The organism is Fibrella aquatica (assembly GCF_041321135.1).
GTDB classification, from domain to species: Bacteria; Bacteroidota; Bacteroidia; order Cytophagales; family Spirosomataceae; genus Fibrella; species Fibrella aquatica.
On sequence record NZ_JBGGWF010000003.1, the window covers coordinates 444,436 to 464,065 of the forward strand.

The window sequence follows — 19,630 nt, forward strand, 5'->3', positions numbered from 1 at the left end:
TATGTTACCCGCTTATCCAATCGTTCAGGAAGAGTTTTTGTATTTCATCTGGCAGTTTCAGTACGCCGCTACTGAAACGTTGCGAACTACGGATGGAGAAACCGTAGAGATCATTCATCCTGGTTTCAGAAACCATAATGCGGGCCCTGATTTTCTGAATGCCCGTTTACTCATCGCAGGTGTAGAATGGGTAGGCACGGTTGAGGCACACACAAAGACCTCTGATTGGCTTGTTCACCAACATCAGGGCGACCGTGCTTACGATAACGTGATTCTGCACATTGTCTGGCAACACGACCGCCCTGTGCCCCGCCCCGACGGTTCTGTACTGCCCACGCTCGAACTAGCTCCGCTTACGCCGGGTACGTTGCTGACTAAATATCTGGCGCTCACGCAACGTGCAGATGGCATTCCGTGTGCCGGTCAGTTTAGAATGGTGAAGCCGCTCCGACAAACGGCTATGCTCGATACGGCGTTGATGCAGCGCCTCGAACGAAAAGCCGATCTGGTCAAATCACTGTACGAAGCCACCGGGCAGGATTGGGAAGAAACTGCTTACCGGCTATTGGCAACGTACCTGGGTTCGAAAGTAAACGCCGAACCGATGGAGCAATTGGCTCGCATGATTCCGCTGAAAGTGTTGCAAAAGCACCGAAATAGTCTGGTACAACTCGAAGCGTTATTACTCGGAACAGCAGGACTGATTCCGGATGAGGCCGACGAAAACGACGATTACACGGTTGTTCTTCGGCGCGAGTATCAGTTTTTAGCCGCCAAGTATGGCCTCAACGATAAGCAGTTGCCCAACCACAACTGGAAATGGGGTAAGCTTCGTCCGGCTGGTTTTCCAACCATGCGATTGGCTCAACTAGCCGCGCTTATTCAGGAACACGGGAGTTTGTTTTCGGTTTTTGTCAATACCAGCGAGGCCACCGTATTGCTAAAGGCGTTACAGATTTTGCCCGGAGCCTACTGGCAAACGCATTACCGGTTTGGAAAAGCGGGGGGCAAAGTATCGGCGTCGCTGGGCCAAACCACGGCCGAGGCACTCATTGTTAACACCGCTGCCCCGTTGTTGGCTGCCTACGCCAAACACAGAGACGTACCTGATTTGCTCGATCGCGCTATAGTCCTGCTTGAGCAACTCCCTGCCGAAGACAACCGCATCACCCGCCTCTGGGATGACATTGGCCTCTCGGTCAGAAACGCTTTCGATTCACAGGCAGCTATCGAACTCTACAATGAATTCTGCATCCCCAAACGCTGCCTAAACTGCCAGATCGGCATAGCTTTAGTCAGTTATCAATGAACAGTTATCAGTTATCAGCGCTGCTCAGGTACGTTCCCAAGCGGAGCCACTGATAACTGATAACTGATAACTGATAACTGATAACTGTTTACTTTTCTGTCAAATTCTGTTGGGTGACACGGACTTCGCTGATGCGTTTGTCGTCGGCGGCCAGAACGTAGAAGGTGAAATCGTCGAACGTGATTTCGTCACCTGTTTTGGGTAGTCGGTTGAAGAGTTCAAGCAGTAAACCACCAAGTGATTCGCTATCGCCCCGTACTTCATCGAAGGCCGTGGGATCAACATCGAGCACCCGGCAAACGTCGGGAAGCGGGGTACGTCCTTCGAAGATGACGGTTTGCTCATCAATGCGACGGTACCCGGTGGGCGTTTCTTCGTCGAACTCGTCGTTGATGTCTCCGAATATTTCCTCGATAATATCTTCCAGGGTTACCAGTCCGCGTGTTCCACCGTATTCATCGACAACGATGGCCATATGAACCCGTTTGCGCTGAAAATCCTGAAGCAGGTCGTCTACTTTCTTGGTTTCGGGAATGAAAAATACGGGTCGCAGTAAGGCAGTCCAGGCAAATGCATCATCGTTTGCCAGGTGAGGAAGCAAATCTTTCAGGTACAGAATTCCTTCAATTTGGTCGATCGTTTCGTTGTAGATCGGCACTCGTGAATAGCCTGCATCGTTGAGTTGTTCGAGCAATTCGGGAAAGGGAAGGTCGTTGGGAAACGCAGTAATATCCATCCGGGCCCGCATCACCTGACGAGCGGTGAGGTTACCAAAATTGACAATGCCTTTAAGTAATTCTTTCTCTTCGTTGCTCGACGACGTACCTGTGAGTTCAACGGCTTCGTTCAACTCTTCGGCCGATAGTTTATAGCCCCGTCGGTGAATTCGTTTATCGATCTGATTGCTCATGGATACCAGCAGGCTGGAAATAGGCATGAAAACAACCATGGCCGAACGAGCTACCCATAGCGTACGGTTGGCTACCGCCAAAGCGTATTGAGCGGCATAAATTTTGGGCACCATCTCGCCAAAAACCACGATCACAACCGTAGTGACCAAGGTTATTGCGGCTAATAACCAGCCCGATCCGTGTGAGATGCCCGTAACAACCCAGGCCACATAGGTGACGATGAGTACAATCGCGATATTCAGAAGATTGTTGAGGATGACCAGCGAAGCTAGCAGACGCCGTGGGCGCTCGAGTATCTCAGCGATTCGCTGATAGGCTAGGATGTCACTATCGCGGCATTGAGCTCGATCTTGAGGGGTGAGTGTAAAAAAAGCGGCTTCGGCGGCAGAGGCCAAAGCGGCAAGCAAGAGCAACAACAACACTACGGCCGCGTAGGGGCCGTAAAAACTAAGATAGGTGCTCCAGTCGTTGCCAACCGAAAGCACCTGTGTGGAAGACGGGTCGCCTGGATCCATAGGGGAAGGTAGTTTGTGGTTTGTAGTTTGTGGTTTGTGGTTGCGCTGCTAACGTACAAATTCTGTCCCTGAGCAGCGCAACCACAAACCACAAACTACAAACCACAAACCATGTTAAAACGGTAGATCGTCGTCGCCATTGTTATCGAATGCGGCCGGGGCGGGGGCTGCTTTTGGAGCAGCGGGGCGAGCGGGAGCTGCCTGCGGTGCGGGAGCGGCCTGTGCTTGCGGGCGTGGCGCAGGGGCAGCCTGTTGCTGGCGTGGTGCCGACTCGGGCTGACCTCCGTCTTCGGGGCGGTTGCTACCGATGAACTGGAACGTTTGAGCGCGAACGCCTAACGAAAAACGCTCTTTACCTTCTTTATCAGTGTAGGTTTCGGTGCGTAGACGGCCCTCTACATACAACTGATTTCCTTTCTTAAGGTACTTTTCAATGGTTTTGGCTTGCTCATTCCAGAACTCTACGCGGAACCATTCGGTCTGCTCAACGCGCTCATTATTCCGGTTGGTGTAGGTTTCGTTGGTAGCCAAGCTCACGCGAGCCACTACGCTACCACCGTCGAAATACTTTACTTCGGGGTCGTTTCCGACATTACCAATTAGAATGACTTTGTTTAAACTTGCCATGTTTTGCGATGCGTTAAAACTGTTTTTAGATGGGGTTTAGCGATACTAAAGATACTGAATAGTACCGACTTATCAAAACTGATTGTCTACATAAGAGGCGATCAGAACCGGCTTTGGCAACTGCCTGACTTGCTCGATAGAATACCAGTTTAATCCGTCGGGCAGCACTGTCTGGCTGCTTTCCGGTACACTGATCTGGTAGAAAACCGCCCTGATTCGCTGGTGCGATAGTAGCTGCTGCTCATTGATAGCCGGGCCAACAAAAACGCCCTCGTGCGTCAATTCGTTCACCTCGTCAGGTACGTTCACCATCTGCCATTCTGTGATGGGTTCGTCGGTTTCAAGACCGTAAAACTCGTACAGATTTTGCCAGACATCGCGGCCTGTTCGTTCGCGAAAAGCCAGTTTCAAGGTGCTTCCCGACCCCTTTCTGAACACGAAGTAGGTTAGATACCGGTCCCGTACAGGCGCTTTTTTCTTTTTTACAGGCAAAAATTGCTGACGTCCGGTCAGGTAAGCGCGGCATTGTTGCTGTAGCGGACAGAACAAACAATCGGGGGCTACGGGTGTGCACTGAATAGCCCCGAACTCCATAATCGATTGGTTATAGGTGGCCGGGTCATCGGCGTAAGCGATGAGGCGCGTGGCTAGCGCGGCAAAGGTTTTTTTTGCCCTTGTACTGGTGATATCTTCTTCAATTCCGAACACCCGTGCCAGCACCCGATATACGTTGCCATCAACTACCGGCACGCGTTCTCCGAAAGCGAAGGAAGCAATCGCTGCGGCCGTGTAGGTGCCAATTCCTTTCAGCGATAAGAGGTCGTAATAAGTAGCCGGAAAGTGCCCATCCAGCGTACTAACGATGAATTTCGCCGTTTGATGCAGATTTCGAGCCCGCGAATAATAACCGAGTCCCTGCCAGAGGCGGAGCAGTTCCCGTTCGTCGGCGCGGGCGAGTTCGGGCAGGGTTGGGTAGGTCTCCGTAAAGCGGTAATAATAGGGGAGTCCCTGAGCCACGCGGGTCTGTTGCAGAATCACTTCCGAGAGCCAGATTCGATACGGATCGGTGGTGTTTCGCCAGGGCAAATCGCGCCGGTGCTGGAGATACCAGGTATTGAGTAATGCGGGAAACGAGGTGACCTCAGGGCCGTCCAATTCGTCGTTGTAGTCTGATTGCCAGTTCAAAATAAAGAAGGAGATTTCACCGTTGAGAGGGAATAAAGAAGCAAGGGGTTTCATTATCAAGCGAAAAACCTTACCTTTGTACTCCTTTTTTCAGTGCCAGAAAATCAACATACAAGTAATCGCTAAAGTTTAGTAAAGTCGTGACGAAAGCAGACGTAATCGCTGAGATTTCAGATAAAACAGGAATCGAAAAAGCAGATGTAACGCATACCCTGGAGACATTCTTCTCGGTGATCAAGAATTCGCTGGCCGAAGGTGAAAATATTTACGTTCGCGGGTTTGGTAGCTTCATCAATAAGAAGCGTGCAAAGAAGGTGGCTCGTAACATTTCAAAGAATACGGCCATGGTAATCGACGAGCATTTTATCCCGAGCTTTAAGCCGGCTAAAATCTTCGTTGAGCAGGTAAAAACAAGCGACAAAGCCAAAGTATCGGCTGAGTAAGCACATCGATCCAGCCCTGCGTTTTGCCATCAGGCCAATCGCAGGGCTGTTTCTAAACATGGCTCGACCCGCCTTTGGGCATGAAAGCATCAACCGTACTTGTCATCGCATCAACCCTGGTTCTGAGCGCAGGCCTTTATAGTCTGCCCAGAGTAGTGGTACAAAATGCAACGAAACAACTGAGTAACGCCTCAGGAGGTCGGGTTTCCGATACACCTGTTGCCGATTCTCTTAATGTAGTTGCCAATACGGGAGAGAAAACGGAGGCTGACGTTCAGCATAACGAACCTCTCACGCCCGATCAGCAGAAACAGGCAGAAGGTTTGCAAAAGCGTTATGCCGAAGCCAAATCAACCGATCGTAAACAAGTGGCCGAGCAATTGATCACGTTTTTCCGTTCGGTAAGTCGGTTCGACAGTGCTGCCCATTACGCAGGAGAAATCGCCAAGATCGATCCTTCACCACAGGCAAATCTTCGGGCTGGCGATCAGTATTTTGAGGCGTATGGTTTTGCCATTGCCGAACAGAAAGCCGCTTATTTGGGCGAACAGACACGAGCTTACTACCAGAAAGCCCTGGCTAAAAATCCAAATCTGTTGGCCGCCAAAGCAAACATGGCAATGACGTATGTAAACACGCCAACGCCTATGAATGGGATTATGCTGCTGCGCGAAGTGCTTGAGCAAGATCCAACTAATGAATTGGCCCTCTTTAATTTGGGTATGTTGTCGATGCGGTCGGGGCAGTATAGTAAAGCTGTTGACCGGTTTAGGCAGATTTTAGTGAATGATCCTACTAACCGAAAGGTGCAGTTTTATCTGGGTGTGAGCCTGGTAGAGACTAATCAAAAGGAGGAGGCCAAAAAAGTTCTGGCAGAAGTAAAAGCCAACGAAACGGATCCGCAGGTTCAGGCCGCGATCAAGGAGTTGGAAGAACGTATTCAATGAACAGTTATCAGTGAACCGCGCGGCGGACCGCAATGATCATGTTTGAGTTGGAGTAATCTGATAATTGATCACTGTTCATTGATCATTGAGAAAATAGGATCTGTCGGATGGTAGATCGTCAGTTAGTGTAACACATCAAAAAAACCTTTGTACTATGCCTTGCGGTAAGAAACGGAAGCGGCACAAGATTGCCACCCATAAGCGGAAAAAACGGCTAAGAAAGAATCGGCACAAGAAAAAGTAGTTTGAGGTTTGTGGTTTGAAGTTTGTGGTTGCCCTGCCATGTAGCCAACTGGTTGGTCAGCAGCGCAACGACAAACTCCAAACCACAAACTGTAAACTTATTTTGAAGAAGCCCCGCCGTTTTCGCGTGCGTGGCTTCTTTGTTTTATATATGCCATTCTAACCGTGCCATCAGCTTGTGAGCAACGAAATTGTAATCAGCTCCACTCAGAAAGGGGATCGGATTGCTCTATTGCAGGACAAACGCCTGCTGGAGTACCACCTCGATGAGTCGGAAAGCAGCTTTACGGTTGGCGATCTCTATTTAGGTACTGTTAAGAAGTTGTCATCAGGTCTCAATGCGGCGTTTGTCGATGTAGGCCATGAGAAAGACGGATTCCTGCATTATCAGGATCTCGGTCAACACATCAACTCCCTAAACAAGTTAACTAAAGATGTAATCGCCAAGCGAGTCAACACGGGTCGATTGTCGGGTTTCGAACTCGAACCAGACATTGACAAGATCGGAAAGATCGATAAAGTGCTGACTAAAGGGCAGTCTATTTTGGTACAGGTGGTGAAAGAACCCATCTCAACCAAAGGGCCGCGCCTTTCATGTGATATTTCTATTGCGGGCCGCTATCTTGTGCTCGTACCCTTCTCAAACGGGGTTAATCTGTCGAAAAAAATTACGGATCGTGGCGAACGTAACCGGCTGATCCGGTTGATGTCGTCGATCAAACCTCAGAATTTTGGGGTCATTGTCAGAACCGTTGCTCAGGGAAAAGAGGTCGAAGAACTCGACCGCGATTTACAGGAATCGATCGATAAGTGGGACCGTACCATGCAAACTCTGCGTGATGCCAAACCCCGCGATCGGGTACTGAGCGAGATGAACCGGGCGTCGTCTATTCTGCGCGACATGCTCAACGAATCGTTCGATAGCATCACGGTTGATACCCAAGAGAGCTACGACGAAACCCGCCGTTTCATCCACACGATTGCTCCTGAGAAGGAGAAAATCGTGAAACTACACACCGGAAAAACGAAGATGTTTGAAGCCCTGGGGCTAGAAAAACAGATTAAATCGTTGTTTGGCCGGTCGGTGAGTTTACCCGGAGGCGGTTATCTGATCATCGAGCATACTGAAGCTCTGCACGTCATTGATGTAAACAGCGGTAATAAGTCTAATTCTGAAGAGGATCAGGAAGCTACGGCCATTAGCGTGAACCGTGAGGCCGCGCGCGAGATTGCCCGTCAGCTTCGTCTGCGCGACATGGGCGGCATTATTGTCATCGACTTCATCGATATGAAGAAGGCTGATAACAAGAAGCTGATCTTCGATATCATGCGCGAGGAGATGCAAACCGAACGCTCGAAGTACACCATTCTGCCGCTGACCAAGTTTGGACTGATGCAGATTACCCGGCAACGGGTACGTCCCGAAATGAATATTGTTACGCGGGAAGTGTGCCCCACCTGTAACGGTACGGGTAGCATTCAGGCGAGCGTATTGATTACCGATGTTATTGAGGGTAACCTGGAGTACATTCTGACCAAGCAAAATGAGCGTGGTATTCAGATTGTGTTGCATCCGTTTCTGCATGCTTTCTTCACAAAAGGAATTATGTCTAAACAGCGTCAGTGGTTCTTTAAGTATAAGTCTTGGGTTAATCTAGTGAAAGACAGCTCACTGGGAATTACTGAGTTCCGGTTCCTGAACAAACAGGGCGACGAAATTGAACTGACATCAGCAACCCTGCCATCATCAGCCGTGACAGCCACTCCGGTAGAGGCGTAGTGAGGGGTGAGAAATGAGAGACAAGAGGTAAGATAGACGGGTCAGATGCAAATCTTATCTCTTGTTTCTCACCTCTTGTCTCTCCCTTCACCTTTACCCGTTGTCTGGTTGGTGATCTCTTAACTATTTTTTACTTTTGTAAACAAGTTCGTGTAAACGGCTTGCAGGCTTGACTACAGTACATACGTTCGCGTGTGTTTGTAAATAGCTTCAACTTTCCCCACTTGTAAAGGAAAACCCTGGTATCTCCGATATCAGGGTTATTTTTTTGTCGCTATAGATAGGCTACTTTTGAGGTATGGAACAACAAAATTTCAACAACGACGGCTCGATCGACGTCGAGCTGAGTGAAGAAATCGCCGAAGGGATTTATGCCAATCTGGCTATGATCGCTCATTCAAACAGTGAGTTTATCGTCGACTTTATTCGCCTGATGCCTGGTGTGCCCAAAGCCAAAGTTAAATCGCGTATCATTCTGACGCCCGAACACGCCAAACGGTTGTTACAGGCTTTGAAAGAAAACATCCGTAAATACGAAGAAAATTTCGGTGCTATCAACCAGCCCGACGACACGTTCCGTTTTCCCAGTGGTGGTTTTGGCGGACCCGTGGGCGAAGCCTGAAAAACAATAAAGTGACAGGGGCGTTGAGTTAACAACCGCTTGGCCATGGGTTTTAATCCATAGGACTGGCAGTTGCTAACTCAACGTTTCTTTTATGCTGCAACTTCGTTCGAGCGGTTTACTGCTCCATATAACATCATTACCTTCAGCCCATGGCGTGGGTGACCTGGGACCCGCCGCCTACCAGTTTGCCGATTTTCTGGTTCGTTCCGGGCAAACATACTGGCAAATTCTGCCATTGACTCCCCTCGATCCGGGTGCCGGATTCTCTCCCTACAGCAGCCCGTCTGCTTTTGCCGGCAATACGTTGATGATCAGTTTAGATCGGCTGGCAGAACAGGGACTTTTACCTGCCAGCGACGTGGCCGTACTAGCCGCCGAATGGCAGGCCACAGACGCATCGATGTCTACGGCCTGGGTTAAAAAACAGCCCCTATTGCGCAAAGCAGCCGAAACGTTTATCGAGCAGGGACTCACTGTTGAAGGGCTTGGCTTCGATACATTCTGCTACCGTCAGACTGAATGGCTCGATGACTACGCGCTTTTTGTGGCTTTACAGCAAGATCTGAATATTCCAACCTGGACCAACTGGCCCGATGCGCTGGTGCGCCGGGATGCCGACGAACTGGCGCAGCAAACAGAACGCCTCGCCCACGATATTCTGGTGGTGAAAGTATTGCAGTACCTATTCTACCAGCAGTGGAGCGACCTAATCTCGTACTGTTATAGTCGGAAAATTCACCTCATCGGCGATATTCCGATTTATGTTCAGCAAAACAGTGCCGACGTTTGGGCTAACAAAGAGTTGTTTAAGCTCGATGAAAACGGTATGCCCAGGTACGTTGCCGGGTCACCACCCGATTATTTCTCGGCCGACGGTCAACGTTGGGGTAACCCCATTTACGATTGGCCCGAACATGAGCGCACTGAATTTGTCTGGTGGATTCGTCGCATGCGGCACCAGATGTCGCTCTATAGCCTAACCCGTCTGGATCACTTTTTAGGCTTCGACATGTACTGGGAGATTCCGGCCAGTGAGCCAACGGCCAAAGTAGGTACGTGGGTTCAGGCACCGACAGAAGCGTTTATTCACGCGATGTACCGCCAGTTTGTGCAGTTACCGCTTATCGCCGAAGATCTGGGTGCTCGTTCGGCCGAAATTCAGCCTTTTCTGCGGCACTACGCTATTCCGGGTATGCGCGTTATTCAATTCGGTTTTGGAGATGATCTGCCAACTTCGTCACATTGCCCACATAACCACACGCTGAATAACGTGGTGTATACAGGCACTCACGACAACAACACATCGCTTGGGTGGTTCAGGCAGGAGGAAGAGGCGCTTCACGAACGCCTGAGCGACTATGTTGGGGTACCGGTTACAGAAGACAATGTGGTGCCGCTCATGACACGCATGGCCATGCAATCGGTGGCTCGACTGGCTATTTTACCGGTGCAGGATCTGTTATCGCTTAACGAAGCACACCGCATGAATACCCCCGGAGCGGGCGGTTCCAGCTGGCAGTGGCGACTCCAGCCCGGCCAGTTGACTGACGAAGTAAGTGATCAGTTATTGGCTCTGACTAAAATGACAGGCCGCGTTTAGACCGTTGAGCGCATTTTTGACGGGTAAAGCAAAGGTTTGGCGGGCTTTTCCTGCCAAACCTTTTTCACTGTTTCACTATGACACACTTAGCCAGCCAGTCGCGCCGCCGTTTTCTGATGAATGCCGGCGTCTCGGCTCTTGCCATCCCTACGTTGACCGATGTATTCGGTAAACCTATCCAGTCTCAATTAACTGAGCCGGGACGCAAGCTGGGCATCGCTCTGGTAGGGCTGGGTTATTACAGCAAAAACTTACTGGCCCCGGCTTTGCAGCAAACCACCAATTGTCGACTGGCAGGGATTGTAACCGGTACACCCGCCAAAGCGGAAGAGTGGATGAAGAAATACAACCTTCCGAAAGAAAGCGTTTACGACTACAAGAATTTCGACCGAATCATCGACAATAAAGACATTGATGTGGTGTATGTAGTGCTGCCAAATTCCATGCACCGTGAATTTGTGGTGCGGGCGGCTAAGGCGGGTAAGCATGTCATCTGCGAAAAACCGATGGCCATTACGCCAGCCGACTGCCAGGCCATGATTGATGCCTGTAAAAAGGCCGATCGGCAATTGGCTATTGGTTATCGGTTGCATTACGAACCGTTTACACAGGAAGTAATGCGGTTAGGGCAGCAGAAGGTTTTTGGTCCGGTACGCTTCGTAGAGGCAAGCGACGCGTTCAAAATTGGTGATCCGACCCAGTGGCGGTTAAAGAAAGAAATGGCCGGTGGGGGAGCCTTGATGGACGTTGGGATTTACGCCATTCAGGGAGCCAGGTACGTCACGGGCGAAGAGCCGGTTTCGGTCACTGCGCAATTCTCGCCGAAAACAGACCCGAAAAAATTCAAGGATGTTGAAGAGACCTTGTTCTGGCAGTTTCAATTTCCGAGCGGGGCTGTATCGAACTCAACAACCAGCTACACGGCGGGTGTCGAACGGTTATATGCTTCTTGTCAGGACGGGTGGTTTGAACTGTCGCCCGCTTTTGGGTATGGTCCGTTGAAAGGCCGAACCAGCAAAGGGCCGATTGAGATGCCGGTTGTCAACCATCAGGCTGCGCACATGGATGGCGTCTGTAAAGATCTGATCGACGGTAAGAAACTGCCAGATCATGTTACCGGCGAGGAAGGTTTGCGGGATGTTAAACTGCTACAGGCTATTTACCGAGCCGCCGAAACGGGCCGCAAGATTGATCTGAAGGGGTAGTCGAAGGACATTGGAAAGTAGATGACTACTTAGTCCAATAGCTACTATGCAGCAAACTATACACCAAACTGCCGTAGGTGATGATCCAGGTGAATGGCGGTGAGCTTAAGCGCCTGTGATTTGGTCATGGTCCCGAAAACGGGATGAGTGGCTTTTAAATCATCTGGTGCAGTGATCAGTTTTGATAGAGCCGCCAGCAAGTTTTCGCGATCGAGCGTAAAATCGCCTGGCTTGGTCATGATGGATAGACTTGGATCGAGTTCGGGAAATGTTTTTATATTTTTGGGCAGTGGCAGAGGCATCAGCAGAACAAACCATTTGGTCAACCAGCGAGTGGCGGCAAAGCCGGTGCTCTTTGCAGGTTTTTCGCCCAAAACAATCCTTATTTGATCGGTACAATGAGTAAGCATTTGGCCCGCACTCATCTTTCCCCATAACCTGTTGCTAGTAGGGGTCAGGGCATTGATGCGAGGCTGGAGGGTAACCAAAGTCATAGATGGTTGCTGAATTAAGGTACAAACATAGTGAGGGGCTTGCCAACTGACATTTTAGTCGATCGGCAAGCCCCTCATTATGTGTTGGCTCTGTATGTCGTTTTAGTACAATTACGTCGCTCGATTAAGGCTGTAATACTTGATCGATCACGTGGATAACAGCATTCTTGCTAGCCACATCGGCGCCTTTTATGGTAGCTGGTGTGGTATTTCTGTTCCCCTTTACTGTGGGGCCTGAGGCTGGAACCGCAATGGTGAGTCTGTTGGTCGCCGATGAGTTGAGCGTAGCAACCTGACCAGCCTGTAGTTGGTTCGAAAACAGCCTGCCCTGTATGGCGTGGTAGCTGATCAGATTGGCAAGTGTAGGTAAAGAGGCATTGTTGATATCGGCAACCGTACGGAAGCCTGCTGCCGCAAATGCTGCATCGGATGGGGCAAACAGGGTAATTTGTTTTAGCGACTGATTGGTTGTGGTGCCATCCAGAATAGCTAACAAATCGGGGCGGAAGGTGGCAATTCGGGTGATAGCGGCTACCAATATGCTCACATCAGCCCGGCTTTTCAAAGCAGTCAATGCGTCGTTTGCCGGGGGCCAAAGCAGGTTGTCGATCGTATGCACAATACCATTGGCGGCAAGCTGATCGGATTTGGTCACTCTACTGCCGTTCACGAACAAGCCGGTTGAGGCATTAGTGAGGAATAAAGCCGATGCATTCGATGTCTCAACGGGCAGATTAACGGCTGATGCCAGTTCGGGCGTTTGTGTTGTAACCACACCACTGATCAGATGATAACGGAGTACGTTTCGTAACGTTTCGTCAGAGATATTTTTGAATGATTCAGGCGATGAAAACCCTCTGGCCTTGAAGGCATCGTCGGTTGGAGCAAAAACGGTCAGATTTGTTGCTTTAAGGGCATCGTTCAATCCGGCCTCCTGTAAGGCTGCTTTCAGGAGTGAGAACGTGGGTGTCTCGGCTACTAGATCGCTCACCGTTTTGGGTTGAGCATCAACGAGATCGTTTGTCTTCTTACAGCCAATGATCAGGGTAAGTAGAACCAGAAAAGAGAGGGCAATCCGTTTCATTACGTGTAGGCGATTCTGGATAAAGTTTACCAACGGCTGATTATATCCCGTTATCTGAACCCGTTTGTGTGTTAACGTTGGAGCGACTGAAAAATGGTATATCACCGTATGAATGAGGGCAAAGATAGGCTTTAGCGGGCTTTCTGGCTATCTTTCTACTGATTAAGTAGATTTTGAAACGGGTAACGGGTTGCGTACCTTCGCAGTCCGGTAAAAAGGGCTAGTCACAAACCTGCTTTACCTTTAAAAGTTGTTAAAAACCAATTGGTTGAATGAAAGACCATATTGATCCTGGCAATCTCCCCAAGCACATCGCCGTTATCATGGACGGGAACGGACGATGGGCTAAGCAGCAGGGAGCTGCCCGGGTATTCGGGCATCGAAGCGCGATCAAAGCCGTTCGGGAAGTAACCGAAGGATGTGCTGAGTTAGGTATTGACTACCTGACTCTTTATGCCTTTTCTACCGAGAACTGGAACCGGCCAAAGTTTGAAGTCGACGCGCTGATGACGCTTCTGGTACATACGATTCGCGGGGAAATTAAAACCCTGATGAAGAACAACGTACGCTTATCAACGATTGGCCACACCGAAAGTTTACCCGCCGACTGCCAACGTGAGTTGCATGAGGCAATGCGGGCTACCGAAGGCAACACCGGTCTGACGCTGATTCTGGCTTTGAGTTATAGTGGGCGTTGGGAAATACTGGAAGCGGTTCGGCAATTGACAGCCGATATTCAGGAAGGTAAATTCCAACCAAACGATATCAATGAGGGTCTGTTTAGCAGCTACCTGAATACGGGCGGAGTTCCGGATCCAGAACTGATGATCCGTACCAGTGGCGAAATGCGTATCAGCAATTTTATGCTGTGGCAATTAGCGTATTCTGAATTTTATATGCCCGATGTACTTTGGCCCGATTTCCGCAAACCGCACCTTTGGGAGGCTATCTTGACCTACCAGAAACGAGAACGCCGGTTCGGAAAAACATCTGAACAAGTTGTAAAATGAGTTTATCGTTTTCAGTTAGCCACGTTTCTCACGAGCTTTCTGAAAAGCAACGCAACAGTAAACGGTAAACAGTAAACTGAAAACACCTTCTTTGTGAAACAATTTCTTTTTGCCAGCCTGCTTATAACAGTCCTGATGGCCAACACCAAGGCTTGGGCGCAGGTACGTGTCGGCTACGGGGCTCCGCAGGCAGAAGCGCCTGCACCTGCTACCAATGCAATTACCGATTATGCTAACCCCAAAGAATATGTGATCGGAGGGTTGACACTAACGGGAACCCGCTTTCTGGATCCTAACTCGTTGATCTCGTTAACGGGCCTCAAAAAAGGTGATAAAATTCGGCTACCTGGCGAAGCTCAGGGGAGCGCCATTCGCAAACTGATGGACTCGGGACTCCTGTTCGATGTGGTCATGTCGGCCTCTAAAGTGGAGGGCTCCAGTGTTTGGCTGCTTTTCAAAGTCGTTGAACGGCCCCGCTTGTTCCAGATAACCTACACCGGCGTTCGTAAAGGTGAATCAGAGTCGCTAAAAGAAAAGGTGAAGCTGACCCGGGGTAAGATCATCACCAATACCGACATCAAAAATGCTCAGTTGGCGGTGCGGAAGTATTACGTGGAAAAAGGTTATCTGAACGCCAAAGTGAAGGTGACTACTATTCCCGACAGCACCCGGAACAACGCTACTATGCGTGTTCAGATTACCAAAGGTGAGAAGGTGAAAATCGATAACATCGAGTTTGCCGGGCGGGAAGAAGTGTCGGAAAGTGCCCTGCGAGGTAAAATGAAAGGTACTAAACAGATGCGCTTTGGGCGGGTGTTCTCTCCCTCGAAGTTCATTCCGAAGAAATTTGAGGAAGATCAGGGTAAGCTCGTTGAGTATTACAACAAACTTGGCTATCGCGATGCCGTTGTTGAAAAAGACAGCGTGATCAACAGCGGTGGAGCAACGGTTGGCCTTAAACTGACACTGGCCGAAGGCAAGAAATACTATTACAGAAATGTAAATTTCGAAGGCAACTACCTGCATACCAGCGACCAGCTGCGCGAGGTGCTGAACGTTCGGAAAGGTGATATCTACAGTCCTGAAGAGCTGGAGAAGAAAATGGTCGGTAACCCCGGTCAGGACCTAAGCTCACTCTATATGGACGATGGTTACCTGTATTACCGCGCCGAACCCGTTGAACGGGCCGTTGTGGGTGATAGTATCGATCTGGATATTCGGATTTTTGAAGGTAAACAAGCCACTATCAACCGGATTATTCTGAATGGAAATACCAAAACGTCCGACCACGTGGTGATGCGTCAGATACGTACGCTTCCCGGTCAGAAGTTCTCGAAGACAAACATCATACGTACCCAACGTGAGCTATCGACGCTCGGTTATTTCGACCCTGAGAAAATTGGCATCAATCCAGTGCCTCAGCCAGATGGTACGGTTGATATTGAATACAACGTTGAAGAAAAACCAAACGACCAGATCGAACTGTCGGGCGGTTGGGGTGGTTTCATCGGTTTTGTAGGTACGTTGGGCCTCACGTTCAATAACTTCTCGGCCCGCAACATCACCAACCTGAGCGCGTGGCGTCCGTTACCAGCCGGTGATGGCCAGCGGTTGTCGCTTCGTTTTCAGGCCAACGGTCGCCAGTACCAGACCTACTCGGCTACGTTCACAGAACCCTGGCTTGGCGGCCGTAAACCCAACGCGTTATCGGTTAGCCTAAGCCACACAGTATTCCGGCAGTTTGGTCTCGATTTTTATTCACGGGCTGGTGGTAGTGCACAACCGATTGGTGCGTACACCAACACGGGGGTTACGCTGGGTCTGGGTCGGCAGTTGAAAGTGCCCGATGACTATTTCTCGTTGAGCAACTCGATTTCGTATCAACAGTATGACCTGGATAACATTGCCATTTTTGGTAACGGCTATAATAACGGGGTATCGAACAACTTCACGTTCAATACAACGCTGTCGCGCAACAGCATTGATAACCCACAGTTTCCACGCTTAGGCTCATCGTTTACGCTGAGCGGTTCATTTACGCCTCCTTACTCGGTATTCCGCTCGAAAAACTACCGAATAGATCAGTCGAACCCGTTCAAGTGGGTAGAATATCACAAATGGATGTTCGACGCCAGCTGGTTCCAGACGGCGGTGGGCAAATTTGTCCTGAACGCGCGGGCGCACATGGGCTTTCTGGGCAGCTACAACTCCCGGACCGCGATTGGGCCATTTGAACGTTTCGTGTTAGGTGGTTCGGGCCTTGCCGGTCAGGGACAGTTCGCCTTGGCACAGGATATTGTTGGCCTGCGTGGTTATCCTGATCGCCGCGTAATTACGCTTGACAATAACCGGGTAGCGGTTGGTAACGAAACAAGTCAGGGTGGGGTAGTATACAGCAAGTATGTAGCTGAATTGCGTTACCCGGTTTCACTGAATCCGTCGGCAACCATCTTTGTTCTTGGCTTTGTTGAAGCAGGTAACAACTGGGCTAGCTACAAGCAGTACAACCCGTTTGATCTGCGCCGCTCGGCGGGTGCGGGTGCCCGTATCTTCATGCCTGCCTTCGGGTTGATCGGTATCGACTACGGTTGGGGCTTCGACACTATTCCAGGTGTTCAGAATGCCGGCACCGGTCAATTCCACTTCACCATCGGGCAACAGTTCAGATAGACACAGTTATCAATTATCAGTTAACAGTTATCAACGTATCCAGCTAGCTGATAACTGTTTCAGTCTCGGTAACTGGGTACGTTGATAACTGTTAACTGATAATTGTTTACTGAATTAAACGTTCTCTTTGTAAATACATCTAACCATCAGACAACCACCGGGGGACAGTATGAAAAGGGGTTTGTTATTAGTAGCTTTGTGGCTTTTAATCGGAAGCATTCCGGGATGGGCACAGAAGTTCGGGTACGTTGATAGTGACTTTATTTTCAGCAAGTTACCCGAATATAAAAAGGCTCAGGAAGGAATAGATCAATTTGCCGATCGGTGGTCGAAAGACATACTGGACAAGCAGTTGGAGATTGAAAAGATGCAGCGTGCGTATCAGGCCGAAGAGATTTTGCTAACTGATGATATGAAGCGCGAACGGCAACGGGTACTTGGCGACAAGGAGCGCGAAGCCAGAGAGTACAACAATAAAGTGTTTGGTTACGAGGGCCTGCTTTTCCAAAAAAAGAAGGAACTCATGAAAGTGCCGATGGAGTTACTGAACCGTGCCGTTGAAAAAGTGGTCTCGCAACGGAAACTCAATTTTCTTTTCGATAAAGCCAGTGAAGGGATGTTGATGTTGTACACCGACCCCCGACACGATTACACCGATTACGTGATGGAAGAGCTGGGGTTAGACCCCGATAGCCAGAAAGCGAAGCAAGCGGCTCCTTCACAACCAGCAAACAGTGCAAAACCTAAATAATAATTCAATAAACAGTCGAATGAAAAAGAATCTGGTCATGGCGCTTAGCGCAGCCCTATTGATGGGGGGCCTGAGCGCACGGGCACAAGCCCAGGCGTCGACGCCGGTTACGACATCGGCAGCGGCACCAGCCCCACGGGCAACAGCAGCTACCCCGATTAAGATTGGTTATACAAGCATGGATTACCTGCTGGGTCAGGTGCCTGAGGCAAAAGATATTCAGAACCAACTGACAATTCAGCGGACGCAGCTTGAAAATGAGCAGCAGCGGATGTCGAAAGAATTTCAGGACAAACTGGCGGCCTATGAAAAAGGGGGTGCTCAGATGTCGGAGTTGATTCGTGCTGATCGTGAGAAAGAATTGCAGGGTCTGCAAACGCGTTTCCAGGAGTTTCAGCGCAATGCCGAAACAACATTGCAGCAGAAGTATCAGCAGTTGGTAAGCCCCGTGTTGCAGAAGATCCAGAAGAACATTGATGCCGTAGCCAAAGAGAACGCGTATTCGCACGTGTTTAACCTCGATGCGGGTGCCGGTACAGCTGTAATTCTGCTATACGCTCCTGAAGATGGTAACATCTCAGATCTGGTATTGAAGAAAATGGGTGTCACACCGAAGCCGGTTACGCCGGCAGCGGCAACGCCAGCCACTACGCCTAAAAAATAAACGTATCGCAGGTACGTTAAGGCAAGCGCCCGGTCTAGTAGGCCGGGCGCTTTTGTTTTACCTAAACCCCTGAATCTTAAACAAAACAGGCGCCAAACCAGTAGATAGAGCAGTAGGTAATCAACAGATAAGATAATGCTGCACTTCGATAAACTTTCACTAAACGTTCCCGATACCAACAAACCGCGTGTGGTAATAATCGGGGGCGGATTTGGTGGTATAAATTTGGCAAAAGGCCTGAAAAACAAGGGTTTTCAGATTGTAATGTTCGATAAACAGAACTACCACGGATTTTGGCCTTTGCTTTATCAGGTTGCCACTGCAGGTCTTGAACCGGATGCCATTGCCGAACCACTCCGAAAACTTTTCGATGAGAAATACGATGATTTTCATTTCCGGCTGGTTCGGGTTACAGGTGTGAATCCGGCCACAAAAATCGTTTCCACACTCATTGGTGATCTGAAATACGACCATTTGGTTATCGCGTCCGGCTCTAAATCGAACTACTTTGGTAACGATCAGATCAAGAATAATTCGTTTCCGTTAAAAACCATTCCCGATGCCCTGAATCTGCGTAGTCAGTTATTGCAATCATTTGAACAGGCTAGCATTATCAAGGATCCGGAGACGCGGCAGAGTCTGCTGAACTTTGTCATTGTGGGGGGCGGGCCAACGGGCGTTGAATTAGCCGGGTCATTGGCCGAAATGCGGAAACACGTGCTACCTAACGACTATCCGGGGCTGGACTTCAGTAAGATGAATATCTACCTGGTTGAAGGCCTAGATCGCGTGTTGCCGCCCATGTCGCCTGAATCGGCGGCAAAAACGCAGACGTACCTGGATGAACTTGGCGTAGTTACTAAAGTCAAAACCTTGGTCGATAGTTACGATGGTCAGGTTGTGACGTTCAAATCGGGTGAGCAAATTCCGGCTCAAACGTTGATCTGGGCAGCTGGCGTAGCAGGCGCAACCATCGACGGTATGCCTGCTGAATCGGTTGAACGGGGCCGATACCTGGTTGACGAATATAGCCGCGTTAAAGGTGCAGACGGTATTTACGCCATTGGCGATATTGCCAACATGAAGTCGGAGAAGTGGCCAAACGGCCATCCGGGAGTGGCTCAACCCGCTATTCAGCAGGGGGCACACTTGGCCATGAACCTTACCTTGATGTTACGAAACGGTGAAATTCGTCCGTTCGACTACTTCGACAAAGGGTCACTGGCCATCATAGGCCGGAACCGGGCCGTGGCTGATCTATCAAAAAGCCTGCACTTGAGTGGTTTCATTGCCTGGATGGCGTGGCTCTTTGTGCACATCTGGTATCTGGTCGGTTTCCGCAGTAAACTGGTCGTACTCAGCAACTGGATCTACCGTCTGTTTACCTACGATCGGGGAACCCGGTTGATCATCCGCCCTTTTGTGCGTAAAGATGACAAAGTAGGGCAAGACTACGCTATGCGCAATGATGGACAATTGGTAACAGACCGAACCAACTCAGCTGGCTGACAATACGCTTCGCTGTCATTGGTTATGTTAACAATGAACGACAGCGAAGCGTAATAAC

The 19,630-nt window shown here is 49.8% G+C and carries 17 protein-coding genes; 12 read left to right on the top strand and 5 right to left on the bottom strand.

The annotated features are described in order from the left end of the window. Position 1 precedes the first annotated feature (1 nt). The gene (locus ACAW87_RS09495) at positions 2 to 1,309 is read left to right on the top strand and encodes a DUF2851 family protein (protein WP_370723138.1); all 1,308 of its coding nucleotides are present in this window, start codon (positions 2 to 4) and stop codon (positions 1,307 to 1,309) included. A gap of 88 nt (positions 1,310 to 1,397) precedes the next feature. Here ACAW87_RS09495 and gldE read toward each other — a convergent pair whose 3' ends face one another. From gldE to mutY, 3 genes are all read right to left on the bottom strand, one after another. After that, positions 1,398 to 2,735, bottom strand: a complete 1,338-nt coding sequence (gldE, locus tag ACAW87_RS09500; RefSeq protein WP_370723139.1) for a gliding motility-associated protein GldE — start codon at positions 2,733 to 2,735, stop codon at positions 1,398 to 1,400. A gap of 114 nt (positions 2,736 to 2,849) precedes the next feature. Then, positions 2,850 to 3,362 carry a single-stranded DNA-binding protein gene (locus tag ACAW87_RS09505; protein ID WP_370723140.1) on the bottom strand — a complete coding sequence of 171 codons (513 nt, stop codon included), beginning with the start codon at positions 3,360 to 3,362 and terminating at the stop codon, positions 2,850 to 2,852. A 72-nt stretch (positions 3,363 to 3,434) separates the two neighbouring features. Beyond that, on the bottom strand, positions 3,435 to 4,547 hold the full coding sequence (gene mutY, locus ACAW87_RS09510; protein WP_370723141.1) for an A/G-specific adenine glycosylase: 1,113 nt from the start codon (positions 4,545 to 4,547) through the stop codon (positions 3,435 to 3,437). 140 nt (positions 4,548 to 4,687) lie between these two features. On the opposite strand from mutY, the gene ACAW87_RS09515 reads away from it, so the two are divergent. From ACAW87_RS09515 to ACAW87_RS09540, 6 genes are all read left to right on the top strand, one after another. Beyond that, entirely contained in the window at positions 4,688 to 4,990 is a 303-nt protein-coding gene (locus ACAW87_RS09515) for an HU family DNA-binding protein (RefSeq protein ID WP_085412611.1), read from the top strand. An 80-nt stretch (positions 4,991 to 5,070) separates the two neighbouring features. Further along, the gene (locus ACAW87_RS09520) at positions 5,071 to 5,937 is read left to right on the top strand and encodes a tetratricopeptide repeat protein (protein WP_370723142.1); all 867 of its coding nucleotides are present in this window, start codon (positions 5,071 to 5,073) and stop codon (positions 5,935 to 5,937) included. Between the two features lie 421 nt (positions 5,938 to 6,358). Then, positions 6,359 to 7,960, top strand: a complete 1,602-nt coding sequence (locus tag ACAW87_RS09525) for an Rne/Rng family ribonuclease (RefSeq protein WP_370723143.1) — start codon at positions 6,359 to 6,361, stop codon at positions 7,958 to 7,960. A 298-nt stretch (positions 7,961 to 8,258) separates the two neighbouring features. Next, positions 8,259 to 8,582: a DUF3467 domain-containing protein gene (locus tag ACAW87_RS09530; protein WP_370723144.1), complete on the top strand. Its 324-nt coding sequence runs from the start codon at positions 8,259 to 8,261 to the stop codon at positions 8,580 to 8,582. A 94-nt stretch (positions 8,583 to 8,676) separates the two neighbouring features. Further along, positions 8,677 to 10,185 carry a 4-alpha-glucanotransferase gene (gene malQ, locus ACAW87_RS09535; protein WP_370723145.1) on the top strand — a complete coding sequence of 503 codons (1,509 nt, stop codon included), beginning with the start codon at positions 8,677 to 8,679 and terminating at the stop codon, positions 10,183 to 10,185. A gap of 77 nt (positions 10,186 to 10,262) precedes the next feature. Next, positions 10,263 to 11,390, top strand: coding sequence for a Gfo/Idh/MocA family protein (locus ACAW87_RS09540; protein WP_370723146.1), 1,128 nt, complete (start codon positions 10,263 to 10,265; stop codon positions 11,388 to 11,390). 56 nt (positions 11,391 to 11,446) lie between these two features. On the opposite strand, the gene ACAW87_RS09545 is transcribed toward ACAW87_RS09540, so the two are convergent. Together ACAW87_RS09545 and ACAW87_RS09550 are read right to left on the bottom strand one after the other, a co-directional pair. After that, a complete protein-coding gene (locus tag ACAW87_RS09545; RefSeq protein ID WP_370723147.1) occupies positions 11,447 to 11,884 on the bottom strand; it encodes a DUF1569 domain-containing protein in 438 nt (145 codons plus the stop codon). Positions 11,885 to 12,008: 124 nt separating this feature from the next. Then, a complete protein-coding gene (locus tag ACAW87_RS09550) occupies positions 12,009 to 12,968 on the bottom strand; it encodes a fasciclin domain-containing protein (RefSeq protein ID WP_370723148.1) in 960 nt (319 codons plus the stop codon). A 272-nt stretch (positions 12,969 to 13,240) separates the two neighbouring features. On the opposite strand from ACAW87_RS09550, the gene uppS reads away from it, so the two are divergent. The 5 genes from uppS (at position 13,241) to ACAW87_RS09575 (ending at position 19,572) form a co-directional block, all read left to right on the top strand. Next, on the top strand, positions 13,241 to 13,978 hold the full coding sequence (gene uppS / locus ACAW87_RS09555; RefSeq protein ID WP_370723149.1) for an undecaprenyl pyrophosphate synthase: 738 nt from the start codon (positions 13,241 to 13,243) through the stop codon (positions 13,976 to 13,978). A 135-nt stretch (positions 13,979 to 14,113) separates the two neighbouring features. Further along, on the top strand, positions 14,114 to 16,648 hold the full coding sequence (gene bamA, locus ACAW87_RS09560) for an outer membrane protein assembly factor BamA (RefSeq protein ID WP_370723416.1): 2,535 nt from the start codon (positions 14,114 to 14,116) through the stop codon (positions 16,646 to 16,648). Between the two features lie 169 nt (positions 16,649 to 16,817). Further along, complete coding sequence (locus tag ACAW87_RS09565; RefSeq protein WP_370723150.1) at positions 16,818 to 17,399, top strand: OmpH/Skp family outer membrane protein; 582 nt, start codon at positions 16,818 to 16,820, stop codon at positions 17,397 to 17,399. Between the two features lie 19 nt (positions 17,400 to 17,418). Next, a complete protein-coding gene (locus tag ACAW87_RS09570) occupies positions 17,419 to 18,063 on the top strand; it encodes an OmpH/Skp family outer membrane protein (protein ID WP_370723151.1) in 645 nt (214 codons plus the stop codon). Positions 18,064 to 18,198: 135 nt separating this feature from the next. Continuing rightward, on the top strand, positions 18,199 to 19,572 hold the full coding sequence (locus ACAW87_RS09575; RefSeq protein WP_370723152.1) for an NAD(P)/FAD-dependent oxidoreductase: 1,374 nt from the start codon (positions 18,199 to 18,201) through the stop codon (positions 19,570 to 19,572). Positions 19,573 to 19,630: the final 58 nt, after the last annotated feature.